This window comes from Nocardia arseniciresistens, from assembly GCF_046764875.1.
In the GTDB taxonomy this organism is placed as follows: Bacteria; Actinomycetota; Actinomycetes; order Mycobacteriales; family Mycobacteriaceae; genus Nocardia; species Nocardia arseniciresistens.
In genome coordinates this window covers 181362-199392 of record NZ_JBKORD010000016.1, presented here as the reverse complement: position 1 = coordinate 199392, position 18031 = coordinate 181362, and the positions used below count along the sequence as shown (strand labels likewise).

The following is an 18031-nucleotide window of genomic DNA, read 5'->3' as shown; positions in this document are numbered from 1 at the left end:
TCAATACGGTTTACGAAAGAAGGAAGATATGTCCACATCGAAGACGGTCATCGTGACAGGGTCCTCCAGCGGGATCGGGCGCGATGTCGCCAGGGCCTTCGTGGAGCGTGGCGACAATGTCGTGCTCAACGGACGTGACGCCGCCAAGCTGGCCGTGGTGGCAGACGAACTGGCAACACCGGAGCGGGTGGCGGTGTTCGTCGGCGATATCGGTTCTCCTACAACAGGAACCGAGCTGGTCCGGGTGGCGGTCGAGCGATTCGGCCGGGTCGATGTGCTGGTGAATAACGCGGGGATCTTCGGAGCCAAGCCGTTCGTCGACGTCACCGAGGCGGAGCTGGACAGCTACCTCAACGGGAACCTGAAGGGTACCTACTTCACCACGCAGGCGGTGGTGCGACAGCTCCGTGGGCAGCGCGGCGGTGGCAGCATCGTGAATATCGGCACCGTCCTGGTCGATCACGCACTCGCGGACCTGCCAGCTTCCGCGGCGCTGGTCAGCAAGGGCGGTATACATGCGCTGACCACCAGCCTGGCCGCGGAACTCGCGGCAGACGGCATTCGCGTGAATGCCGTTGCGCCCGGCATAATTCGCACGCCGATGTTTGCCGACGGCGATGAAAGTTCGTCGGGGAGGCTGGCTTTGCTCAACCGCATCGGCGAGGTGAACGAGACCACCGCCGCCGTGCTCTATCTCGTGGATGCCACGTTCACCACCGGCCATATCGTCCCCGTCGACGGCGGGTTCATCTCGGGAAGGGCCGCGTAATGCCCTACGTCAACATCAAGGTCACCAACGAGGGCGTTACGCGCGAGCAGAAGTCGCAACTGATCAAAGGTGTCACCGACCTGCTACAAGAAGTACTCGGAAAGGACCCTGCGACAACGTTTGTCGTCATCGATGAGGTAGAGCTGACCGACTGGGGCGTCGGCGGGATGAACGTCGAGGAGTACCGCAAGCAACAGGCGTGACCCGATGGTTCGGCGACCGGTCTGTGTCGAGGAGTTACTTCCGCGCGCGCAGTGCGTGCGGCTCGATTGCGCCGCGCACCAGGGCGCGATCGTCGATCGTCTGCGGACGGTAGGGCAGCGTGACCAGACGGTCGGTCATGGCCTGTACCGGGTCGGCGACCGGCTCGACGAGTCCGAACAGGAACGACCACTCGTGCTCGTCGCTGCCGTAGTGCACGACCGTGCCGAACTGCTCGTGGAAGCGCTGCCAGGACCGCTCGAGGGTTTCGTTGCGCCACATGGTCGCGCAACCGGCCTGCGCGCTCAGCACACCGCCCTGTGCGAGTAGTGCCCGACATCGCTGCAGGAATTCCGCTTCGTAGAGGCGGTTGTGCTGTGCGTCCTCGACGCGCTCGTCGGGCAGATCGATCACGATGACGTCGTAGCGGGTGCCCGCCTCGACCGCACCGGCCAAAAAGTCCCAGCCGTCGGCGTAGTGCACCTCGATCGGGCCTTCGCCCTTGACCGCCGCGGTCAGCTCCGCGGTGGAGTAGCCATAGGGCAGATGCTCGGCGCACAGCTCCACCTCGAGCTGATCGATATCGACATGGTCGACATGGGTTGCCCCCGCCGCCACCGACATCTGGCTGGCTACGCCCTCGCCGGACCCGATGATGAGCACATTGTCCAGCTTCGGTGCCAGCGTGAAGGCCGGAACCATCATCGCCTCGTGGTAGGTGAGCTGCGAGAACTCGGTGGACTGCCGATCGTTGTCGGAGAACAGGCTGACCCCCTGTTCGGTCTTCGCGATCAGCATGTGCTGGAAGGGAGTATGGGTGTCGATGATGACCTCGCAGACATCCCAGATACGGGTGAGGCCTTTGCCGACCGGCTCCTCGACCTGATGCCCCGCCCGCCCGCGCCGGATGGTCGACATGCGAACATCCTTGGGCGACAACTCATCCCGCAACAGTTCTACGGCCTTCGAGGCGCTTTCGCCGACGCTCCCACAGGTGAAGACGTCGACGAAGATATCGCCCGACTCCGGGTAGGTGTGAATGGAGGCGTGCGACTCCGCAAGCAGCGCAAGCACGGTGACACCCTGCGGCTCGAATTTCTTGTGCACGACATCGCAGATGGTGACACCCGCGGCGGTCAATGATTTTCGCAATGCCGCGTCGAGTCGCTCCGGATCGTCGCAGAGGGTCGCGTCGACACCACCGAACTCGGCTAGCACGTGCCAGCCGGTGAATTCCGCCGTCATGGGGCAACTCACTTTCGCTCAGCGCCCGAGACATGAACGGTCAAGGGCGGAAAACCATTGAAGGACACCGATGAATAGCTCGCGGTATAGGCGCCGGTGTCGAGGATCCGAATGCGATCACCGGCTCGCAACGTGGTCGGAAGGAGGACTCGCGTGCGTTGATACAGTACATCGTCGCCGTCGCAGGTCGGACCGGCTACCACCGCCTCGTCCACGGGGTCACCGTCACGTTCGGTGACGAAACGGTAGGCGATGTACTCGTTCTCTGTCTCGGCCATACCGTTGTAGCGGCCGATGTCGAGATACACCCAGCGCCGACCGTCCGGCGCGATGCGAACGCCGACAACCTCGGCGTGAATGGTGCCCGCCGACCCGACGAGCGCGCGACCCGGCTCGATGACGAGTCCGGCTGTCTCGGGCAGGAATTCGGTGGTCGCGGCCATGACAACGGCCGCGATGTCGTCGAGCGCGGGCACCGCGTCGACGTAGGAAATGGGAAGGCCGCCGCCGATATTCACCGACGAGACCCGAATGTCTTTGTCTGCCAGCGCCGCGACGATCTCTCCGGCCTGTTCGATGCCGATGCGCCAGGCCTGCGGGTCCAGCTGCTGGGAGCCGACGTGGAAGTACGGTCCCGCCACTATCAGGCCGAGATCGACAGCGCGCACCAATAGTCGGAAGGCCTCGGTGGGTGTGCAGCCGAACTTGGTTCCGAACGGCGTCTTCGATTCGGGTGCCGAGGATAGGAAACGGCACTCGACTTCGGAACCCGCCGCGTGTTCGGCGATGCGCAGCAGGTCATCCTCGGTGTCGAAGGCATAGCGGCGTACGCCGGCGGCGTAAGCGGCCGCGATGTGGGCGGCCTTCTTGATCGGGTTCCCGTAGCACATCCGCGCCGGGGCGATGCCGGCATCCAGGCAGAGTTCGATCTCGCCGACACTGGCCACGTCGAACTCCGCGCCGTGCTGATCCAGCAGCCGGATGAGCTCGGGTACCGGACTTGCCTTGACCGCGAACCGGATTCGTGTTGTGGGCAGCGCGTTGTGGAGTGCGCGGTAGTTGTCGCGCACGCGCTCCTGGTCGATGACCAGGAAAGGTGATTCGGGCATGTTCGAACCCATCAATCCAAGGGGGCTCTCACCCCGCGGACACCGTGACCTCGTCGAATACGACCTCGCCCGCGGCATCGGACTCGTCGAGATCGACGACCGCCTGCACCGCCCAGCCGTGGTCGCCCGCGGGGTCGTCGAGTACTTGGCGCACATGCCAGAAACCGGGACGCAGTTCCACCTGGAACAGTTGCGGGCCTCGGGCATCGGGGCCGGTGCCGATGCGCTCGTATTCGGCGAAGTAGGGGGCGAGGTCGGCTTCCCAGTCCGGCCCGGTTCCCATATCGGCGAGCAGGTCCCAGCGGCGAAGGGCGGCCAGTTCGACGCGTCGGAACATGGCGTTGCGGATCATCACCCGGAAGGCGCGTTCGTTGGCGGAGATCGGGCGGATTGTCTCGGAGCCGAAGGCGAGCTGGTCGGCGTCGGTCTCCGCGCCGGGGTTGGTGAGCTGCTCCCATTCGTCGAGCAGGCTCGAATCCACCTGGCGTACAAGCTCGCCGAGCCATTCGGTGATGTCGTCGAGGTCCTCGGTGCGGGCCGAATCCGGCACGGTGCGCCGCAGCGCGCGGTAGGCATCGGCAAGATAGCGCAGCACGACGCCCTCGGAGCGGGCCAGCTCGTAATGCGAGATCAGCTCGGCGAAGGTCATCGAACGGTCGATCATGTCGCGCACCACCGACTTCGGCGACGGCGCGAATTCCGACATCCACGGGTGCCCACCGCGGTAGGTCTCGAACGCCGGATCGATCAGCTCGGCAAGCGGTTTGGGCCAGGTGACCTCTTCGAGCAGCTCCATGCGCTCGTCGTATTCGATGCCGTCGGCCTTCATCTCGTTGATCGCCACACCTCGAGCTTTGTGCTGCTGAGCCATCAGCAGCTGGCGCGGATCCTCCAGGGTCGACTCGATGAGGGAGACGACATCGAGGGTGTAGGTGGGGGACTCCTTGTCCAGCAGGTCGAAGGCGGCGAGTGCGAAGGGTGACAGCGGCTGGTCGAGCGCGAAGTTGCTCTGCAGGTCGACGGTGAGCCTGGCGTGTCGACCCTGCGCGTCGGGCTCCGGAAGCTGCTGCACCACACCGGCATCGCGCAAAGCCCGGTACAGCGCGATTGCGCGCAGGATGTGGCGGCGCTGCGCTTGGCGCGGCTCGTGATTGTCCTCGAGCAGGTGGCGCATGGCGTAGAAACAATTGCCAGGTCGCGCGATCACGTTGAGCAGCATGGAGTTGGTCACCGCGAAGCGTGACACCATCGGCTCCGGCGCGGCAACGACAAGACGGTCGAAGGTTTCCTCACTCCACGACACGAAACCCTCGGGCGGTTTGCGTCGAACCACCCTGCGCAGCTTCTTCGGATCGTCGCCGGCCTTGGCCACCAGCCGGGTGTTCTCCACCTCGTGATCGGGTGCCTGTACGACCACCGTGCCCATGGTGTCGTATCCGGCGCGGCCGGCGCGGCCCGCGATCTGATGGAACTCACGGGCTTTGAGCCTGCGGGTGCGCACGCCGTCGTACTTGGTCAGGCCGGTGAGCAGCACGGTGCGGATCGGCACATTGATGCCGACGCCGAGAGTATCTGTGCCGCAGACGACTTTGAGCAGACCATCTTGGGCGAGCCGTTCCACCAGGCGGCGATATTTCGGCAGCATGCCCGCATGGTGCACGCCGATGCCATGGCGAATCAGCCGCGATAGAGTCTTGCCGAAGCCGGAGGAGAAGCGGAAATCACCCAATGCGGTGGCGATGGCATCTTTTTCGGCGCGCGTGGCGAAGTTCACGCTCGTCAACGCCTGGGCACGCTCCAGCGCTGAGGCTTGGGTGAAGTGCACGACATAGACGGGCGACTGGTTGGTGGTAACGAGGTCTTCGAGCGTCTCGGTAATGGGTGTGCGCGCATACGAATAGGTCAGTGGCACCGGGCGTTCGGTGCCCGCAACCACGGCGGTGGGGTTGCCGGTGCGGCGCTCTATATCTTCGGCGAAGAAGCCCACATCACCGAGAGTGGCCGACATGAGCAGGAATTGGACGCGCGGCAGCTCCAGCAGCGGTACCTGCCAGGCCCAGCCGCGATCGGGGTCGGCGTAGAAATGGAACTCGTCCATCACCACCTGGCCGACATCGGCGGCCGCGCCCTCGCGCAACGCCATATTCGCCAGGATCTCGGCGGTGGCACAGATGATCGGCGCCTGCGGGTTCACCGCGGCGTCGCCGGTCACCATGCCGACCTTGTCGGCGCCGAATACCTCGCACAGTGCGAAGAATTTCTCGCTGACCAGCGCCTTGATCGGAGCGGTGTAGTAGGTGCGCTGACCGCGCGCCAGCGCGAACATGTGCGCGCCGACGGCGACCAGGGATTTGCCGGAGCCGGTCGGGGTAGCCAAAATGACGTTCGAGCCGGACGCCAGCTCCAACAGCGCCTCGTCTTGCGCGGGATATAACGGTGTGCCCTGCTCGGCCGCCCACGCTCCGAACGACTCGTACAGTGCGTCGGCGTCGGTACCGGGTATCTCGAGCAGTTCGGTCAGATCCACTCCGACCACCCTACGGGCTGCCATCAGGTGGCTGCCCGCCCGGTGATCGGCGCTTATCGGTTACTCCGTCTGGTCGCCCTCGGCGCTGGTGTCGCCGTCGTAGCCGCCCTGTTCGGCGAGGAATCGCTCGAACTCCGCGCCGAGCTCGTCACCGCTCGGCAGTTCACCGTCGCCGACGAGCAGGCTCGATTGGCGCTCCTGGGCGGTCACGAAGCTGTCGTACTGGCGTTCCAGCGCGTTGACGACGGTCTCCACCTCGGAGTTGCCCGCGATGTGCTCGTTGACCTGTTCGCGTACTCTCGCGGCGGCCTCGCCGAGTGCGGCGAGTGGAATCTCGAGACCAGCATTGCCCGCGACGTTCTCGAGCAGCGTCTGTGCGGCCTCTGGGTAGGCGGTCTGGGCGAGGTAGTGCGGCACATGCACCGAGAAACCGACCGATTCGTGCCCGTGCTGAGCCATCCGGTACTCCAGCAGCGAGGACGCGCTTCCCGGCACCTGCAACTCGCCCGGCCAGCGCTGATGCTCGGCGATGAGGTCGCTGTCGGAGGAATGCGCGGTGACGCCGAGCGGGCGGGTGTGCGGAATCGCCATCGGAATCGCGCTCAGCCCGATGGTCCGCCGCACGCCGAGTTGTTCGGCCAGCAGGCGCACCGCGGTGGTGAACTTCTCCCAGCGCAGGTCCGGCTCCAGGCCCGAGAGCAGCAGGAACGGAGTGCCAGCGGTGTCACGCAGCGCCCACAGGTTGAGTTCGGGTTCGGCGTATTCCGAGAAGTGATCGGTTTTGAAGGTCATGAGCGGGCGTCGCGAGCGGTAGTCCAACAGCTCGTCCATATCGAACGAGGCAACCAGTTCGGTTTCGAGACTCTCGCGCAGGTGCGTGGTGGCCAACCGCACCGCATGCCCTGCATCGGTGAAGCCTTCCAGTCCGTGCACCAGCACCGGACCCGCGCCATCGTCGGATGACAGCTGTGGAGCGGGGAACTCCAACTCGTACATTCGCGACTCGTGGTCCATCGCGTACTCCTTCCTGCGCGGTCCACCGATGCGAGCCGCAAGCCTTTGCTGTGTCGCAGCGGGCGAACCACTGTCCATTGTCCCCTATGGCGCAGACGATCGCGCTCACGGCCGGACACCGACCCATACCCACAGCCAACCACCGTGCCGTCCGCTGCATTCCCGCATCGGTCACGCACGGCGTGGCATCGCGGTCGGGCACGGGGAGTTCGGCACACTGGGTCGGATGACTGTGCCCGATTCGATGCGTAAGGGGCAACTCGGTTTCGCTATTTCGGGTCGGCTGCCTGCCGTCGCGAGTGCGTTGCTGATTGCCGGTTGCGCTTCGACGGTGGCCGGGCACCCGGTCGCGTCGATACCGACCATCGTGCAGAGGCATGTCGGCGCCCAACTTTCGACGTTGCTACCGAATTCCGCGCAGTTTCCTGCCAGGTATCCGGCGGTGGTACTGCCGCAGGAGGCGGCGGCGCAGGCCGCGGGTGATCTCACCGGAGTCGGGCGGGGTTCGATCGTGAGCCCGGACGGCTGCCTGCCGCCCGAGCAGCGGTTCGGGCCCGATCAGACGGTCATCGCGGTCGGTACCGACAATGACAGCCGTGCCACCCTCACCGTAGAGCTGACCAGGACGCAACAGCCGCTGTCCGCGTTGCGCGATCAGCTGAAGCGGTGCGACAAGCTGCAGGTCACGCGGGCAGGGGCGACGACGACTGTGACCACGCAGCTGCAAGCGCCACCGCCGATCGACGCCGATGACACCCTTGCGCTGCGCCGCACCGTCGTGCCGGAGGTCGGGGGAGCCGGGCTGACCCAGTCCATGCAGACGCTGACCGGTCAGGTCGACGATGTGCGAATTACGGTGACGTACATGACCTTCAGCGATGCGAAGGCGGATACGGCGGCGCTGGACGAGCTGTTCACGACGACGGTGCAGAAGGTCAAGACGGCGTAGCCGGAACCCTGTTCATCCACAGGAAAGGCGATATCCACAGGGCAGGTGAAAGCCCTGGTCGGTCTGCGGGAGACGAGGGCACGTTGGCGCAATCTCGACGCATGACCACTCCCGTGAACCCCGCCGCAGTCGAGGATCTCAGCCGCCACCCCCGCCGCACTGTCACCTGCTGCGAGCGAGGCCCGCGGTTCGGGTCGGCGGCACCCGCACAGTTGCACGTCGACGACCCAGGTGAATTGATCGCGGCGCTGCCCGCGATGGTCGGATTCGTACCGGAACGCTCGCTGGTGGTCGCGGTGCTGCGCGGTGCGCCCGATCACGCAGGCATCCCGATCATCGACGCGGTGGTACGCGTCGATCTGGAGCAGGACGGTGTCAGCCGGCGCGGGTTGGCCACCGCGTTCGCGGAGCATGTCGGACGAATCTGTGTCAGCGAGAACGCGGGCGAGGTGCTTGCGGTGATCGTCGACGACCGCATCCGTGAACCGGCAGCGCGCCGCTCCGAGGTCCGCCGCGCCACCCGCACCGGCCCCTTCGGGACACTGATCGCCACCTTCGCACGGCTGCTTGTCGACGATCACGATGTCGTGCTCGGCGGCGCGTGGGCGGTCCGCGCTATCGACAAAGACGAGCGCTGGTGGAGCCTGCCCGATGCGGAACGGCGTGGGGCGCTGCCGGATCCGGCCACCTCGATGGTGACGGTGGCGCACGTACTCGACGGCAGACCCATCTATCGCGCCCGCTCGGAGCTGACGGCCATGGTTGCCACGAACTACGCATTGCGCGAACAGGTCGCGGCCGAGCTCGTTGACGCGCTCACCGCCGCCCACCTCCGGTATGCCGACGCCATCCGGCGCGGCGACCCGGACGGTTACCACCGGCAAATGCTCGAGCGGGTGCTGTGGCACATCGCCAATATCGAATTCGGTACCCGGCTCGCGGGGGGCGAGCTCGCGGAACTGGCTGTCGCACTGCGTGATCGAGTCGTACGCGATGCCTTGTTCGCATTGGCGGTCAGCGACCACGCCGTAGCGGCCGAGCGCCTCTGGGCCGAGCTTGTCCGCGTGCTGTCGGATTCCGATCGCGCCGACGCCGCGGCCCTGCTCGGCTACAGCGCATATGTCCGCGGCGACGGCCCATTGGCGGGCATCGCCTTCGACGCGGCGCTGGAGGCCGATCCGTCACACCCGATGGCGATCCTGCTGGACACCGCGCTGCGTGCGGGTATGCGACCGGATCAGTTGCGCAGGCTGGCCCGTTCCGGTGTGGAGACCGCGGCCGACCTCGGCATCGAGCTGTGCTGAAGCCGGGGCCGCTTGTCGAGCTACGGCTGGGCGGTGGCGACCCCGGACGAACGCGGCTACGGTGCCGAGTGGGCGCGGGAACCCAAGCCGCGCAGGAATTCCCAGGCATCCGCGACGATCTCGTCGAGATCGTTGTGCTTGGGGACCCAGCCGAGTTCGGCGACCGCGCGGTCGCTGGAGGCGATCAAAGTCGCTGGGTCACCCGCCCGGCGGGGGGCGTCCTGCGCGGCGATCGGAAGGCCGGTGACACGTTCGCAGGCCGAGATCACCTCGCGGACCGAGAACCCGGTGCCGCTGCCGAGGTTGAAGATACGGTGCGTGCCCGATGCGGAGGTGTCCAGTGCGAGCAGGTGGGCCTGGGCGAGGTCGCGGATATGGATGTAGTCGCGGACCGCGGTGCCGTCCGGTGTCGGCCAGTCGGTACCGAAGACCGAGATCGCCGGGCGGTGCCCGAGGGCGACCTGCAAGACCAGCGGGATGAGATGGGTTTCCACCACCCGGTTTTCACCGAGGCCGCCATAGGCGCCCGCGACATTGAAGTAGCGCAGGCTGGTCGCGGCCAGACCGTACGCATTCGAGTAGGAGGTGATGGCGTGGTCGATAGCGAGCTTCGAAGCGCCGTACGGATTGGTCGGGCGGGCCGTCGCGTCCTCGGTGATCGGCACCTGCTCGGGCTCGCCGTAGACGGCCGCAGTCGAGGAGAACACCAGCCGTGGTGTGCCCGTGTCGCGCATCGCCTCCAGCAGTTCCAAGGTTTTCACCACGTTGCCGTGCCAGTACTTCTCCGGCCGCTGCACGGACTCACCGACCAGCGACTGCGCGGCGAAATGCAGGACACCGTCAAAGGTTTCGGCCGCGAGCAGCGCGGTCGCCGCGACGGCGACGTCACCCTCGACGAAACGCGCATCGGCGGGAACGCCATCTGCGTTGCCGGTCGACATATCATCGACGACAACGACCTCGTGACCTGCTTCGAGCAATACCTGAGCGCACACCCCGCCGACATATCCGGCGCCACCGGTGACCAGAAGTTTCACGCGTCAGACCAGCTTCACCTGGACGGCGTGGGCCATTTCGTCCGAGAGCTCGAAACCCTCGTGGCCTGGCACAGTGATGACCACCGACCCCGGCTTGGTCTCGACCGTCACGCGCGCGTCGGGCACAACGCCGCCCGCACGCAGTTGGCCGATGACCTCGGGATCGGTCTGGATGTGCTCGGCGAGCCTGCGCACGACGACCGCGTGTACCTGCCCGTGTGGCAGATCCGAGAGCCGCACCAGGCTCTCCTCGGAGCCGGTGGACGGAATGATGCCCAGTTCGTCGAGGCCGGGGATGGGGTTGCCGTACGGCGAGGTAGTCGGGTGGTTGAGCACCTCGACCAGCCGCCGCTCGACGTCCTCGCTCATGACGTGTTCCCACCGGCACGCCTCGGCGTGCACGTTCTGCCAGTCGAGGCCGATGATGTCGACAAGAAGGCGTTCGGCGAGGCGATGCTTGCGCATCACCGCGACGGCCATGCCGCGGCCCTTGTCGGTCAGTTCGAGATGGCGGTCACCGGCGACCAGCAGCAAACCGTCGCGCTCCATGCGAGCGACAGTCTGGCTCACCGTCGGACCACTCTGTTCGAGGCGCTCGGCAATCCGGGCGCGCAGGGGCACAACGCCCTCCTCCTCGAGGTCGTAAATGGTACGGAGGTACATCTCCGTGGTGTCGACCAGATCCTTCACCTGTATAACCCCTTCGTCGGCACGAATTCTACCCACGCACAGCGGCACGACCGTGTGCCGGACCATCTCGCGCCCCGGTGTCACGGTCGAATGCACTGCGCTGCGGGAATCCTGTCGGCGCACGACGTCATCGCCGTGTTCGCACTTGCCTGTAGTTCTACTGCATACGAACATCTCGCGGGGACGTTAGCTTCCCCTGGGAGCGTGTCGACCACTCGTTCGACACCTGGCCCTGTATACCGGCAGGCACCGACAAGTTGCTCGAAACGCTCTAGCGTGGCAACCATGGCCACCGCTACCGGAACCGTTGTCTGGACCGACCGGTTCCTCGATTACGCCTGGACGCCGCAGCATCCGATGAAGCCGGCACGGCTGAAGTTCACCATGGCGCTGGCGGAAAGTCTCGGATTACTCGACGGTGTCGAGCGGTTGGAGCCCGCAGCGGCCGGGATGGCGGATCTCCTGCGCATCCACACCCCCGAGTACATCGAGGCGGTCGAGCATGCGATCGCGCCCGTCGGCTCGCCGTTGGCGCCGGATTACGGGCTCGGTTCGCAGGACAACCCGATATTCCCGCGGATGCATCAGGCCGCGTCGGTGATCGTCGGCGGCACTATGGCAGCGGCCCGTGAGATCGCGGAGGGACGCACCCGGCGGGCGGTGAGCATCGGTGGTGGCATGCATCACGCGATGGCCGATTCGGCCTCCGGGTTCTGCATCTACAACGACGCGGCCGTGGCCATCTCCTGGCTGCTCGACAACGGCTTCGATCGTATTGCCTACATCGATGTGGACGTGCACCACGGCGACGGGGTGCAGCAAGCCTTCTACTCCGACCCGCGTGTGCTGACCGTTTCGATCCATCAGCACCCGGCCACCCTGTGGCCGAACACCGGATGGCCGGAGGAAACCGGTAGCGGCGCGGCGGCGGGCACCGCGATCAATCTCGCGGTGCTGCCCGGCACTCGGGACGCCCAGTGGCTGCGCGGTTTCCACGCGGTGGTGCCGGGCGCGATCGAAGCGTTCCGGCCGCAGATCATCATCAGCCAGTGCGGCGTCGACACCCATCGCGAGGATCCGCTCGCCGATCTCGAGCTCACCGTCGACGGTCAGCGCGCGGCTTTCCTCGCCATGCGCGAGCTGGCCGACCGGCATGCCGAAGGTCGCTGGCTTGCGGTCGGTGGCGGCGGATACGGCCTGGTCCGGGTGGTGCCTCGAGCCTGGACGCACCTGCTGGCGACCGCATTGGACCGCACGGTCGCGCCGGAAACCGCAGTGCCGCAGGGCTGGATCGATCGCGTCCGCGTCGAAGCGCCCGCTGTCGACCCGCCGAAGACCATGGGGGACGGCGGCGATATCGCCTACCGCCCGTGGGATGGGCCCGGCGGTACCGGGGAGACTGGGGACGTGCGTATCGACCGCGCGCAACGCGCCATCGATACCGCTGTATTGGCTACTCGCCGAGCCACCTTCGGGTTGCTCGGTCTCGATCCGGAGGACCCCCGTGACTGAGCCGACACCCGTCGGGGATACCCCGGATACCCCGGCGGTGCCGCCTCCGCCGCCCCAGCACTGGTTGGCCGATGTGCTGGCCGCCGACGGTGGTGTGGTGCGGCTGCGGCCCATCACCCCCGACGATGCCGACCGACTACAGCGGTTCCATGCCGCGCTGTCCGATCGGACCAGATATCTGCGCTATTTCGGTCCGTACCCGCGTATTTCGCCCAAGGACCTGTACCGCTCCACGCACGTCGACCATCGCGACCGGGTCGGGTTGGTGCTCGAGCTCGGCGAGGCGATCATCGCGGTCGGCCGCTACGAGCTGCTGCCGCGCTCCGGACCGCGCGCCGCAGAGGTCGCGTTCGTGGTCGCCGATGGGCATCAGGGCCGTGGCCTCGGCTCGATCCTGCTCGAACATCTTGCGGGCGCCGCCGCCGAGAACAAGATCGAGACATTCGTCGCCGAGGTACTCGCCGAGAACACCGTGATGGTGACGGTGTTCCGGGACGCGGGCTATCAGGTCGAGCGCAGCAGGGACGGCTCGGTGCTGCACCTGGAGTTCGCCATCGATCCCAGCGAAGCTCTGCTCTCGGTCCGTGATTCCCGCGAGCGGGCGTCCGAGGCCCGCAGCGTCGGCAATCTGCTCGCACCGCGCTCGGTCGCCGTCATCGGTGCGACGCCGGCCGCCGGGCGGGTCGGTGGCGTGGTGTTGGCGAACCTGCTCTCCGGGGTATTCCAGGGGCCGGTGTTCCCGGTCAACCCGAATCGGAAGTCGGTCCGCGGGGTGCGTGCCTATCCGACGGTGCGCGATATCCCCGACGAGGTCGATCTTGCGGTGGTCGCGGTGCCCGCCGACGCGATCGGCTCGGTGCTCGACGACTGTATGGCCAAGGGCGTCAAGGGTTTGGTTGTGCTGACCGCGGGCTTCGGGGAGACCGGTCCGGGCGGTGTCTCCGCGGCACGTGAGTTGGTCGCCGCCGCGCGTGGGCACGGGATGCGCGTGGTCGGCCCGAGCGCGCTCGGCATCGCCAATACCGATCCGGAGGTGGGGCTCAACGCCACCCTCGCTCCGCTGCTGCCGGGGCGCGGGCGCATCGGGTTCTTCTGTCAGTCCGGACCGCTGGGCGCCGCGATTCTCGGTGAGGCCGCCGCGCGCAATCTGGGATTGTCGACGTTCGTGTCGGCGGGCAATCGCGCGGACGTGTCCGGCAACGACCTGCTCCAATACTGGGACACCGACGCCGCCACCGACGTCATCCTGCTGTATCTGGAGAGTTTCGGTAATCCGCGGAAGTTCTCCCGCATCGCGCGCCGGGTGGCGCGGACCAAGCCGATCGTCGCGGTGAGCAGCGGCAGGCTCGCCGCGCGGGCACAGCCGACCGGCGATATGGACCGGTCGATCGTGCGTGATCTGTTCGCGCAGGCAGGCATCGTCCAGGTCGACTCCATTTCCGAGCTGTTCGACTGCGCGGCGCTGCTCGGCTATCAGCCGCTGCCCGCCGGTCCTCGGGTGGCGGTGGTCGGCAACAGCGCCGCGTTGAACTGGCTCGCCGTCGACGCGGCTCGCGGGGAAGGACTGGAGGTGCGCTCGCCGGCGGGCGAGACCTTCGAGGGCACTCGCCGTTCACGTCCGACCGAGCGCGGCCTCGACGAGCATTCGGTTGGCGAGCCGGTGGATCTGGGGCCGGAGGCGACGCCCGGGGCCTACCTGGACGCCATCGTGGCGGCATTGCGCTCGGCTGACATCGACGCGGTGATCGTGGTTTTCGCGCCACCGGTACCGCTGCCGATGGCCGGTTTCGCCGACGCCATCCGGGAGGCAGCCATGGCCGTGCCCGACTCCGGCAAACCGATCTTGACCACTTTCGTCGCAGAACAAGGGATTCCGAACCTACTCGCGATGCGCGGGCCGGGTGGGACGGCGGTCCGCGGCTCGATCCCCTCGTATCCGGACCCCGAGCGCGCCGCACGGGCGCTGGCCAGGGTGCGCAGCTACGCGCAGTGGCGCGACAAGCCGGTCTCGGTAGTTCGACGCCCGGACGGCATCGACACCGAACAGGCAAGGGGACTGGTAGCGCAGTGGATGGCGGACTCCGGCGGGCGCAGGCTCACCGACCAGGAAACCGTTGCGCTGCTGGACTGTTACGGCATCCACGTCGTCGAATACCGCGAGGTGCGCAATGCCGACGAGGCGGTCGCCGCGGCCGAAGAACTCGGCTACCCGGTGGCGGCGAAGGCCACCGGGGAACTCTGGCGGCGCAGACCCGACCTCAGCGGCGTTCGCCTCGACCTGTGGCGCTCCGAGGCGGTCCGCCAGGCCTACGCCCACCTGGCTGAGCTCAGTGGCGACCCCGTGCTGCATATCCAGAAGATGGCGCCCCCCGGCGTCGGCTGTGTCCTTCGCGTACAGGACGACCCTTCGTTCGGCTCGGTGATCGAATTCGGCCTCTCCGGGCTGATCATCGAACTCCTCGGCGACCGCGCCTATCGCGCACTCCCGCTGACCGAGGACGAGGCTGTCGCACTGATCGATGCTCCGCGTGCGGCACCATTGCTCTCGGGCACTCCGGCCAGCCCACGTGTCGACAAGGCCGCATTGGCCGAACTGGCCCAACGTATTTCGGCCCTTTTCGACGACATCCCGGAACTGCGTGAACTGTCCTTCGATCCGGTCCTCGCCTCGGCGGCTTCGGCCTCGATTCTCTACGCCCGAGCCCGAATCGGCCCGGAACCCAGCCGTTTCGAAGGGGGGCCGCGCCGCTTGGGCTGAGGCCGCTCGGGCTGAGTGAGGTCGGGCTGAGTGAGGTCGGCCGGGAACGAGCATCGCCGACCGGCTCGCGTGACCCCGGCGGGGGCGGGACGCGCGGACACCGGTCGGCGTTTCAAGTGACCGCTAACGGTCACCAAGTCGAGCGTCGAACGAGGCTCGACGTCCAGGGCGTGTGCCGGGTCACCGGCACGGATGATCTTGCGATCAGCTGGCGTAGGCGCGCAGCCGCTCGGCCCTGTCGCCCTTGCGCAGCTTCGACATGACCTCGCGCTCGATCTGACGCACCCGCTCGCGGGAGAGCCCGAACAGCTTGCCGATCTGGTCGAGGGTGCGCGGCTGGCCGTCGTCGAGGCCGAAGCGCAGCCGGATGACCTGCTGCTCGCGCTCGTCCAGGGTGGCGAGCACACTGCGGACGTCGGTGTGCAACAGACCGGCGATGACGGCGGCCTCGGCCGAGGTGGCCTCGGAGTCCTCGATGAAATCGCCGAGCGGGGCCTCTTCGTCGTTGCCGACCGGCATGTCCAGGCTTACCGGGTCGCGGCTGTGATCGAGCAGATCGGAGATCTTCTCGACCGGAATGCCGGACTCGTTGGCCAGCTCGGTGTCGGTGGCCTCGCGACCGAGCTGCTGATGCAGCTCACGCTTGATCCTGGCCAGCTTATTGACCTGCTCGACCAAATGCACCGGCAGCCGGATGGTGCGGCTCTGATCGGCCATACCGCGGGTAATGGCCTGCCGGATCCACCAGGTGGCGTAAGTGGAGAACTTGAATCCCTTGGCGTAGTCGAACTTCTCCATCGCCCTGATCAGGCCGAGGTTGCCCTCTTGGATCAGGTCCAGCAGCGGCATACCGCGGCCGGTGTAGCGCTTGGCGAGCGAAACAACGAGGCGGAGGTTGGCCTCGAGCAGATGCGACCTGGCGGTCTGGCCCTCGCGGACGATGATGGCCAGATCGCGCTTGCGAGTGGCCGACAGCCGTTTGCCGGTCTCGAGCAAATGCTGGGCGAAGAGGCCCGCCTCGATGCGCTTGGCCAGCTCGACCTCGTCGGCGGCCGTGAGCAATGCAGTGCGACCGATCCCGTTGAGGTACACGCGTACCAGGTCGGCGGCGGGGCTCTGGGCGTCGAGGTCCATATCGCTGCGCACGCGAGTGGTGGCGGGGCTTGTCATGACTTGCCTCCTGTCGGTGGTGTCTCATCCGGAACAACGGACCCGACAGTGAGAAAGTTCCCCGCCACCGCCCGAATAAACCGTTCTGAGCTGCGGTTTCCGTCACTTCCGTCTGAGAAGTTCCTGAGAAGCACCCGGAATAGGAACACTCGTTGCCGAGCGCCTCCGCCGACCCACTTATGCGGCCGCCGGTTAGACGGGTCGCACCAATCCGTGGCGAACCAATCCGGCTACCACCGACAGCGCGTCGGCCATGAACTCCTTGGTCACCTCGTCGGATCCGTGGGCAACCGCCAGCAGTTCGATCAGTTCGTACAACGGCATACCATCCGCGCGCATTCCCGCCACCAGGGCGATGGTGGATTCGTCGACCTCGTGCTGCCAGCGCGGACCATCACCGCGGTGCAGTCGCGCGACCTGCTGCGCCCAGCCGTCCTCGCCGGGCAGGTAGACCCGCTCCAGCGCCGTCGCGGGATCCACCGCGAAACGTGAAGACCAGGCCAGGTTTTCATCACGCGCCGCGGCGCGCAGCCAGGCCGAGCGCTCGAAATACGCGGTCGCCTCGTCGCCGAGCGGATCATCGAAGCCGTGTGTGAGGTCCTCGGCCAGCAGCTCGGTCGGGCCGTCGATCGCGCGAAGATAGACGAATCCGAAGCCGATGCCCTCGACATCGGCCGAGGTGAGGGCGTCGAGCCATTGCTCGGCGCGCGCCTGCGCTGCCGGGTCGCGCGGATCGAGCCCCGCGTCGCGCAGCCAGGTCCCCACGTACAGGGCGGGGTCGGCGACATCGCGCTGCACTACCCAGGCCTCCACGCCGTGCGCTGGTAGCCAGGACGACACCCGCTGGCGCCAGTCCTCGCCGTCGACATGCACCCACGCCGAGAGCATTGCCGCGGTGCCACCGGGGGCGAGCAGCCCCGGTGCCCGGGAGATCACCAATTCGCTCGCGCCATCGAGAGCGAGACCGGAATCGCGGTAGGTGTGCTCGATGCGGGCGGGGCCGACCACGAAGGGTGGGTTGGCCACCACCTGGTCGAAGCGGCGTCCGGCCACCGGCTCGAACCAGGAGCCTTCCAGCAATTCGATATCGAGGCCGTTGAGTGCGGCGGTCGCCTCGGCGAGCCACAGTGCGCGCGGGTTCACATCGGTGGCGGTCACTCGGTCGGCGTAGGAGGCGGCGTGCACCGCCTGCACGCCGCAGCCGGTGCCGAGATCGAGCACCGAACCGACCCGTCGGGTCGGCGTCGCGCGCAGCAGCGACAACGAGGCGTGGCCGACACCGAGTACATGCTCTTCGGTCAGCGTGCGCCGGTGCATCGAATCGTCGAGGTCGGACAGTATCCAGCGGGTGCCGACACCGACGTCGAGCGGCCGCAGGTCCAGCGCAGCTCGCACCAGATCACCGTCGCGCGCCAGCAGACCCGCCGCGACGGCGTGTTCGATACCCACCGGCGCGAGTGCCGCGGCCACGTCATGCTCCGGCAGCGCGTCGCCGAGCAGCAGCAGTCGGATCAGGGTGCCGAGTTCGCCCGCGTCCCGCGCGGCGCGGCGCACCGGCACCGGCTCGGACCGGCCGAGCGCCGCGTGTACATCGGCCCCGAGCACCTCGACCAATGTGTCCGCGTCATAGCGGACACGAGTCAGCGCCGTCCGTAGATCGGGGCACAACGCGGTGAGCAGCGATCCGGTCGTCGTCTGGTTCGTAGGCACATCGGTACTGGGCACAGCAGTACTGTGCCACCGCAA

General features: G+C 67.0%; 14 protein-coding genes. 6 read left to right on the top strand and 8 right to left on the bottom strand.

Annotated features, from left to right (window positions below; genetic code table 11):
- The first annotated feature begins 28 nt into the window (after nucleotides 1-28).
- Nucleotides 29-769 carry an SDR family NAD(P)-dependent oxidoreductase gene (locus tag ACLMAJ_RS28190; RefSeq protein WP_412016867.1) on the top strand — a complete coding sequence of 247 codons (741 nt, stop codon included), beginning with the start codon at nucleotides 29-31 and terminating at the stop codon, nucleotides 767-769.
- Complete coding sequence (locus tag ACLMAJ_RS28185) at nucleotides 769-972, top strand: tautomerase family protein (RefSeq protein ID WP_412016866.1); 204 nt, start codon at nucleotides 769-771, stop codon at nucleotides 970-972. The genes ACLMAJ_RS28190 and ACLMAJ_RS28185 overlap by 1 nt, the downstream gene beginning before the upstream one ends.
- A 34-nt stretch (nucleotides 973-1006) precedes the next feature.
- On the opposite strand, the gene speD is transcribed toward ACLMAJ_RS28185, so the two are convergent.
- The 4 genes from speD to ACLMAJ_RS28165 are packed head-to-tail and all read right to left on the bottom strand — an operon-like array spanning nucleotide 1007 to nucleotide 6865.
- Nucleotides 1007-2215 carry an adenosylmethionine decarboxylase gene (gene speD, locus ACLMAJ_RS28180; protein WP_412016865.1) on the bottom strand — a complete coding sequence of 403 codons (1209 nt, stop codon included), beginning with the start codon at nucleotides 2213-2215 and terminating at the stop codon, nucleotides 1007-1009.
- An 8-nt stretch (nucleotides 2216-2223) separates the two neighbouring features.
- Nucleotides 2224-3324: a type III PLP-dependent enzyme gene (locus ACLMAJ_RS28175; protein WP_412016864.1), complete on the bottom strand. Its 1101-nt coding sequence runs from the start codon at nucleotides 3322-3324 to the stop codon at nucleotides 2224-2226.
- A 28-nt stretch (nucleotides 3325-3352) separates the two neighbouring features.
- Nucleotides 3353-5851: a DEAD/DEAH box helicase gene (locus ACLMAJ_RS28170; RefSeq protein ID WP_412016863.1), complete on the bottom strand. Its 2499-nt coding sequence runs from the start codon at nucleotides 5849-5851 to the stop codon at nucleotides 3353-3355.
- 60 nt (nucleotides 5852-5911) lie between these two features.
- Nucleotides 5912-6865: a PAC2 family protein gene (locus ACLMAJ_RS28165; RefSeq protein ID WP_412016862.1), complete on the bottom strand. Its 954-nt coding sequence runs from the start codon at nucleotides 6863-6865 to the stop codon at nucleotides 5912-5914.
- A gap of 226 nt (nucleotides 6866-7091) precedes the next feature.
- On the opposite strand from ACLMAJ_RS28165, the gene ACLMAJ_RS28160 reads away from it, so the two are divergent.
- Both ACLMAJ_RS28160 and ACLMAJ_RS28155 read left to right on the top strand, forming a co-directional pair.
- Nucleotides 7092-7814 (top strand): DUF5642 family protein, encoded by a 723-nt coding sequence (locus ACLMAJ_RS28160; protein WP_412016861.1) that lies wholly within the window; start codon nucleotides 7092-7094, stop codon nucleotides 7812-7814.
- Between the two features lie 101 nt (nucleotides 7815-7915).
- Nucleotides 7916-9118: a DUF4192 domain-containing protein gene (locus ACLMAJ_RS28155; protein ID WP_412016860.1), complete on the top strand. Its 1203-nt coding sequence runs from the start codon at nucleotides 7916-7918 to the stop codon at nucleotides 9116-9118.
- Between the two features lie 56 nt (nucleotides 9119-9174).
- On the opposite strand, the gene galE is transcribed toward ACLMAJ_RS28155, so the two are convergent.
- Both galE and ACLMAJ_RS28145 read right to left on the bottom strand, forming a co-directional pair.
- A complete protein-coding gene (galE, locus tag ACLMAJ_RS28150) occupies nucleotides 9175-10155 on the bottom strand; it encodes a UDP-glucose 4-epimerase GalE (protein WP_412016859.1) in 981 nt (326 codons plus the stop codon).
- A 3-nt stretch (nucleotides 10156-10158) separates the two neighbouring features.
- A complete protein-coding gene (locus ACLMAJ_RS28145) occupies nucleotides 10159-10845 on the bottom strand; it encodes an iron-dependent transcriptional repressor DtxR (RefSeq protein WP_412016858.1) in 687 nt (228 codons plus the stop codon).
- Nucleotides 10846-11130: 285 nt separating this feature from the next.
- On the opposite strand from ACLMAJ_RS28145, the gene ACLMAJ_RS28140 reads away from it, so the two are divergent.
- Nucleotides 11131-12357 (top strand): acetoin utilization protein AcuC, encoded by a 1227-nt coding sequence (locus ACLMAJ_RS28140; protein WP_412016857.1) that lies wholly within the window; start codon nucleotides 11131-11133, stop codon nucleotides 12355-12357.
- Nucleotides 12350-15115, top strand: coding sequence for a bifunctional acetate--CoA ligase family protein/GNAT family N-acetyltransferase (locus ACLMAJ_RS28135; protein WP_412016856.1), 2766 nt, complete (start codon nucleotides 12350-12352; stop codon nucleotides 15113-15115). The genes ACLMAJ_RS28140 and ACLMAJ_RS28135 overlap by 8 nt, the downstream gene beginning before the upstream one ends.
- A 204-nt stretch (nucleotides 15116-15319) precedes the next feature.
- Here the strand turns inward: ACLMAJ_RS28135 and ACLMAJ_RS28130 are convergent, their stop codons facing one another.
- Nucleotides 15320-16285, bottom strand: a complete 966-nt coding sequence (locus tag ACLMAJ_RS28130; RefSeq protein ID WP_412016855.1) for a sigma-70 family RNA polymerase sigma factor — start codon at nucleotides 16283-16285, stop codon at nucleotides 15320-15322.
- A gap of 192 nt (nucleotides 16286-16477) precedes the next feature.
- The gene (locus tag ACLMAJ_RS28125) at nucleotides 16478-17995 is read right to left on the bottom strand and encodes a DUF7782 domain-containing protein (protein WP_412016900.1); all 1518 of its coding nucleotides are present in this window, start codon (nucleotides 17993-17995) and stop codon (nucleotides 16478-16480) included.
- Nucleotides 17996-18031: the final 36 nt, after the last annotated feature.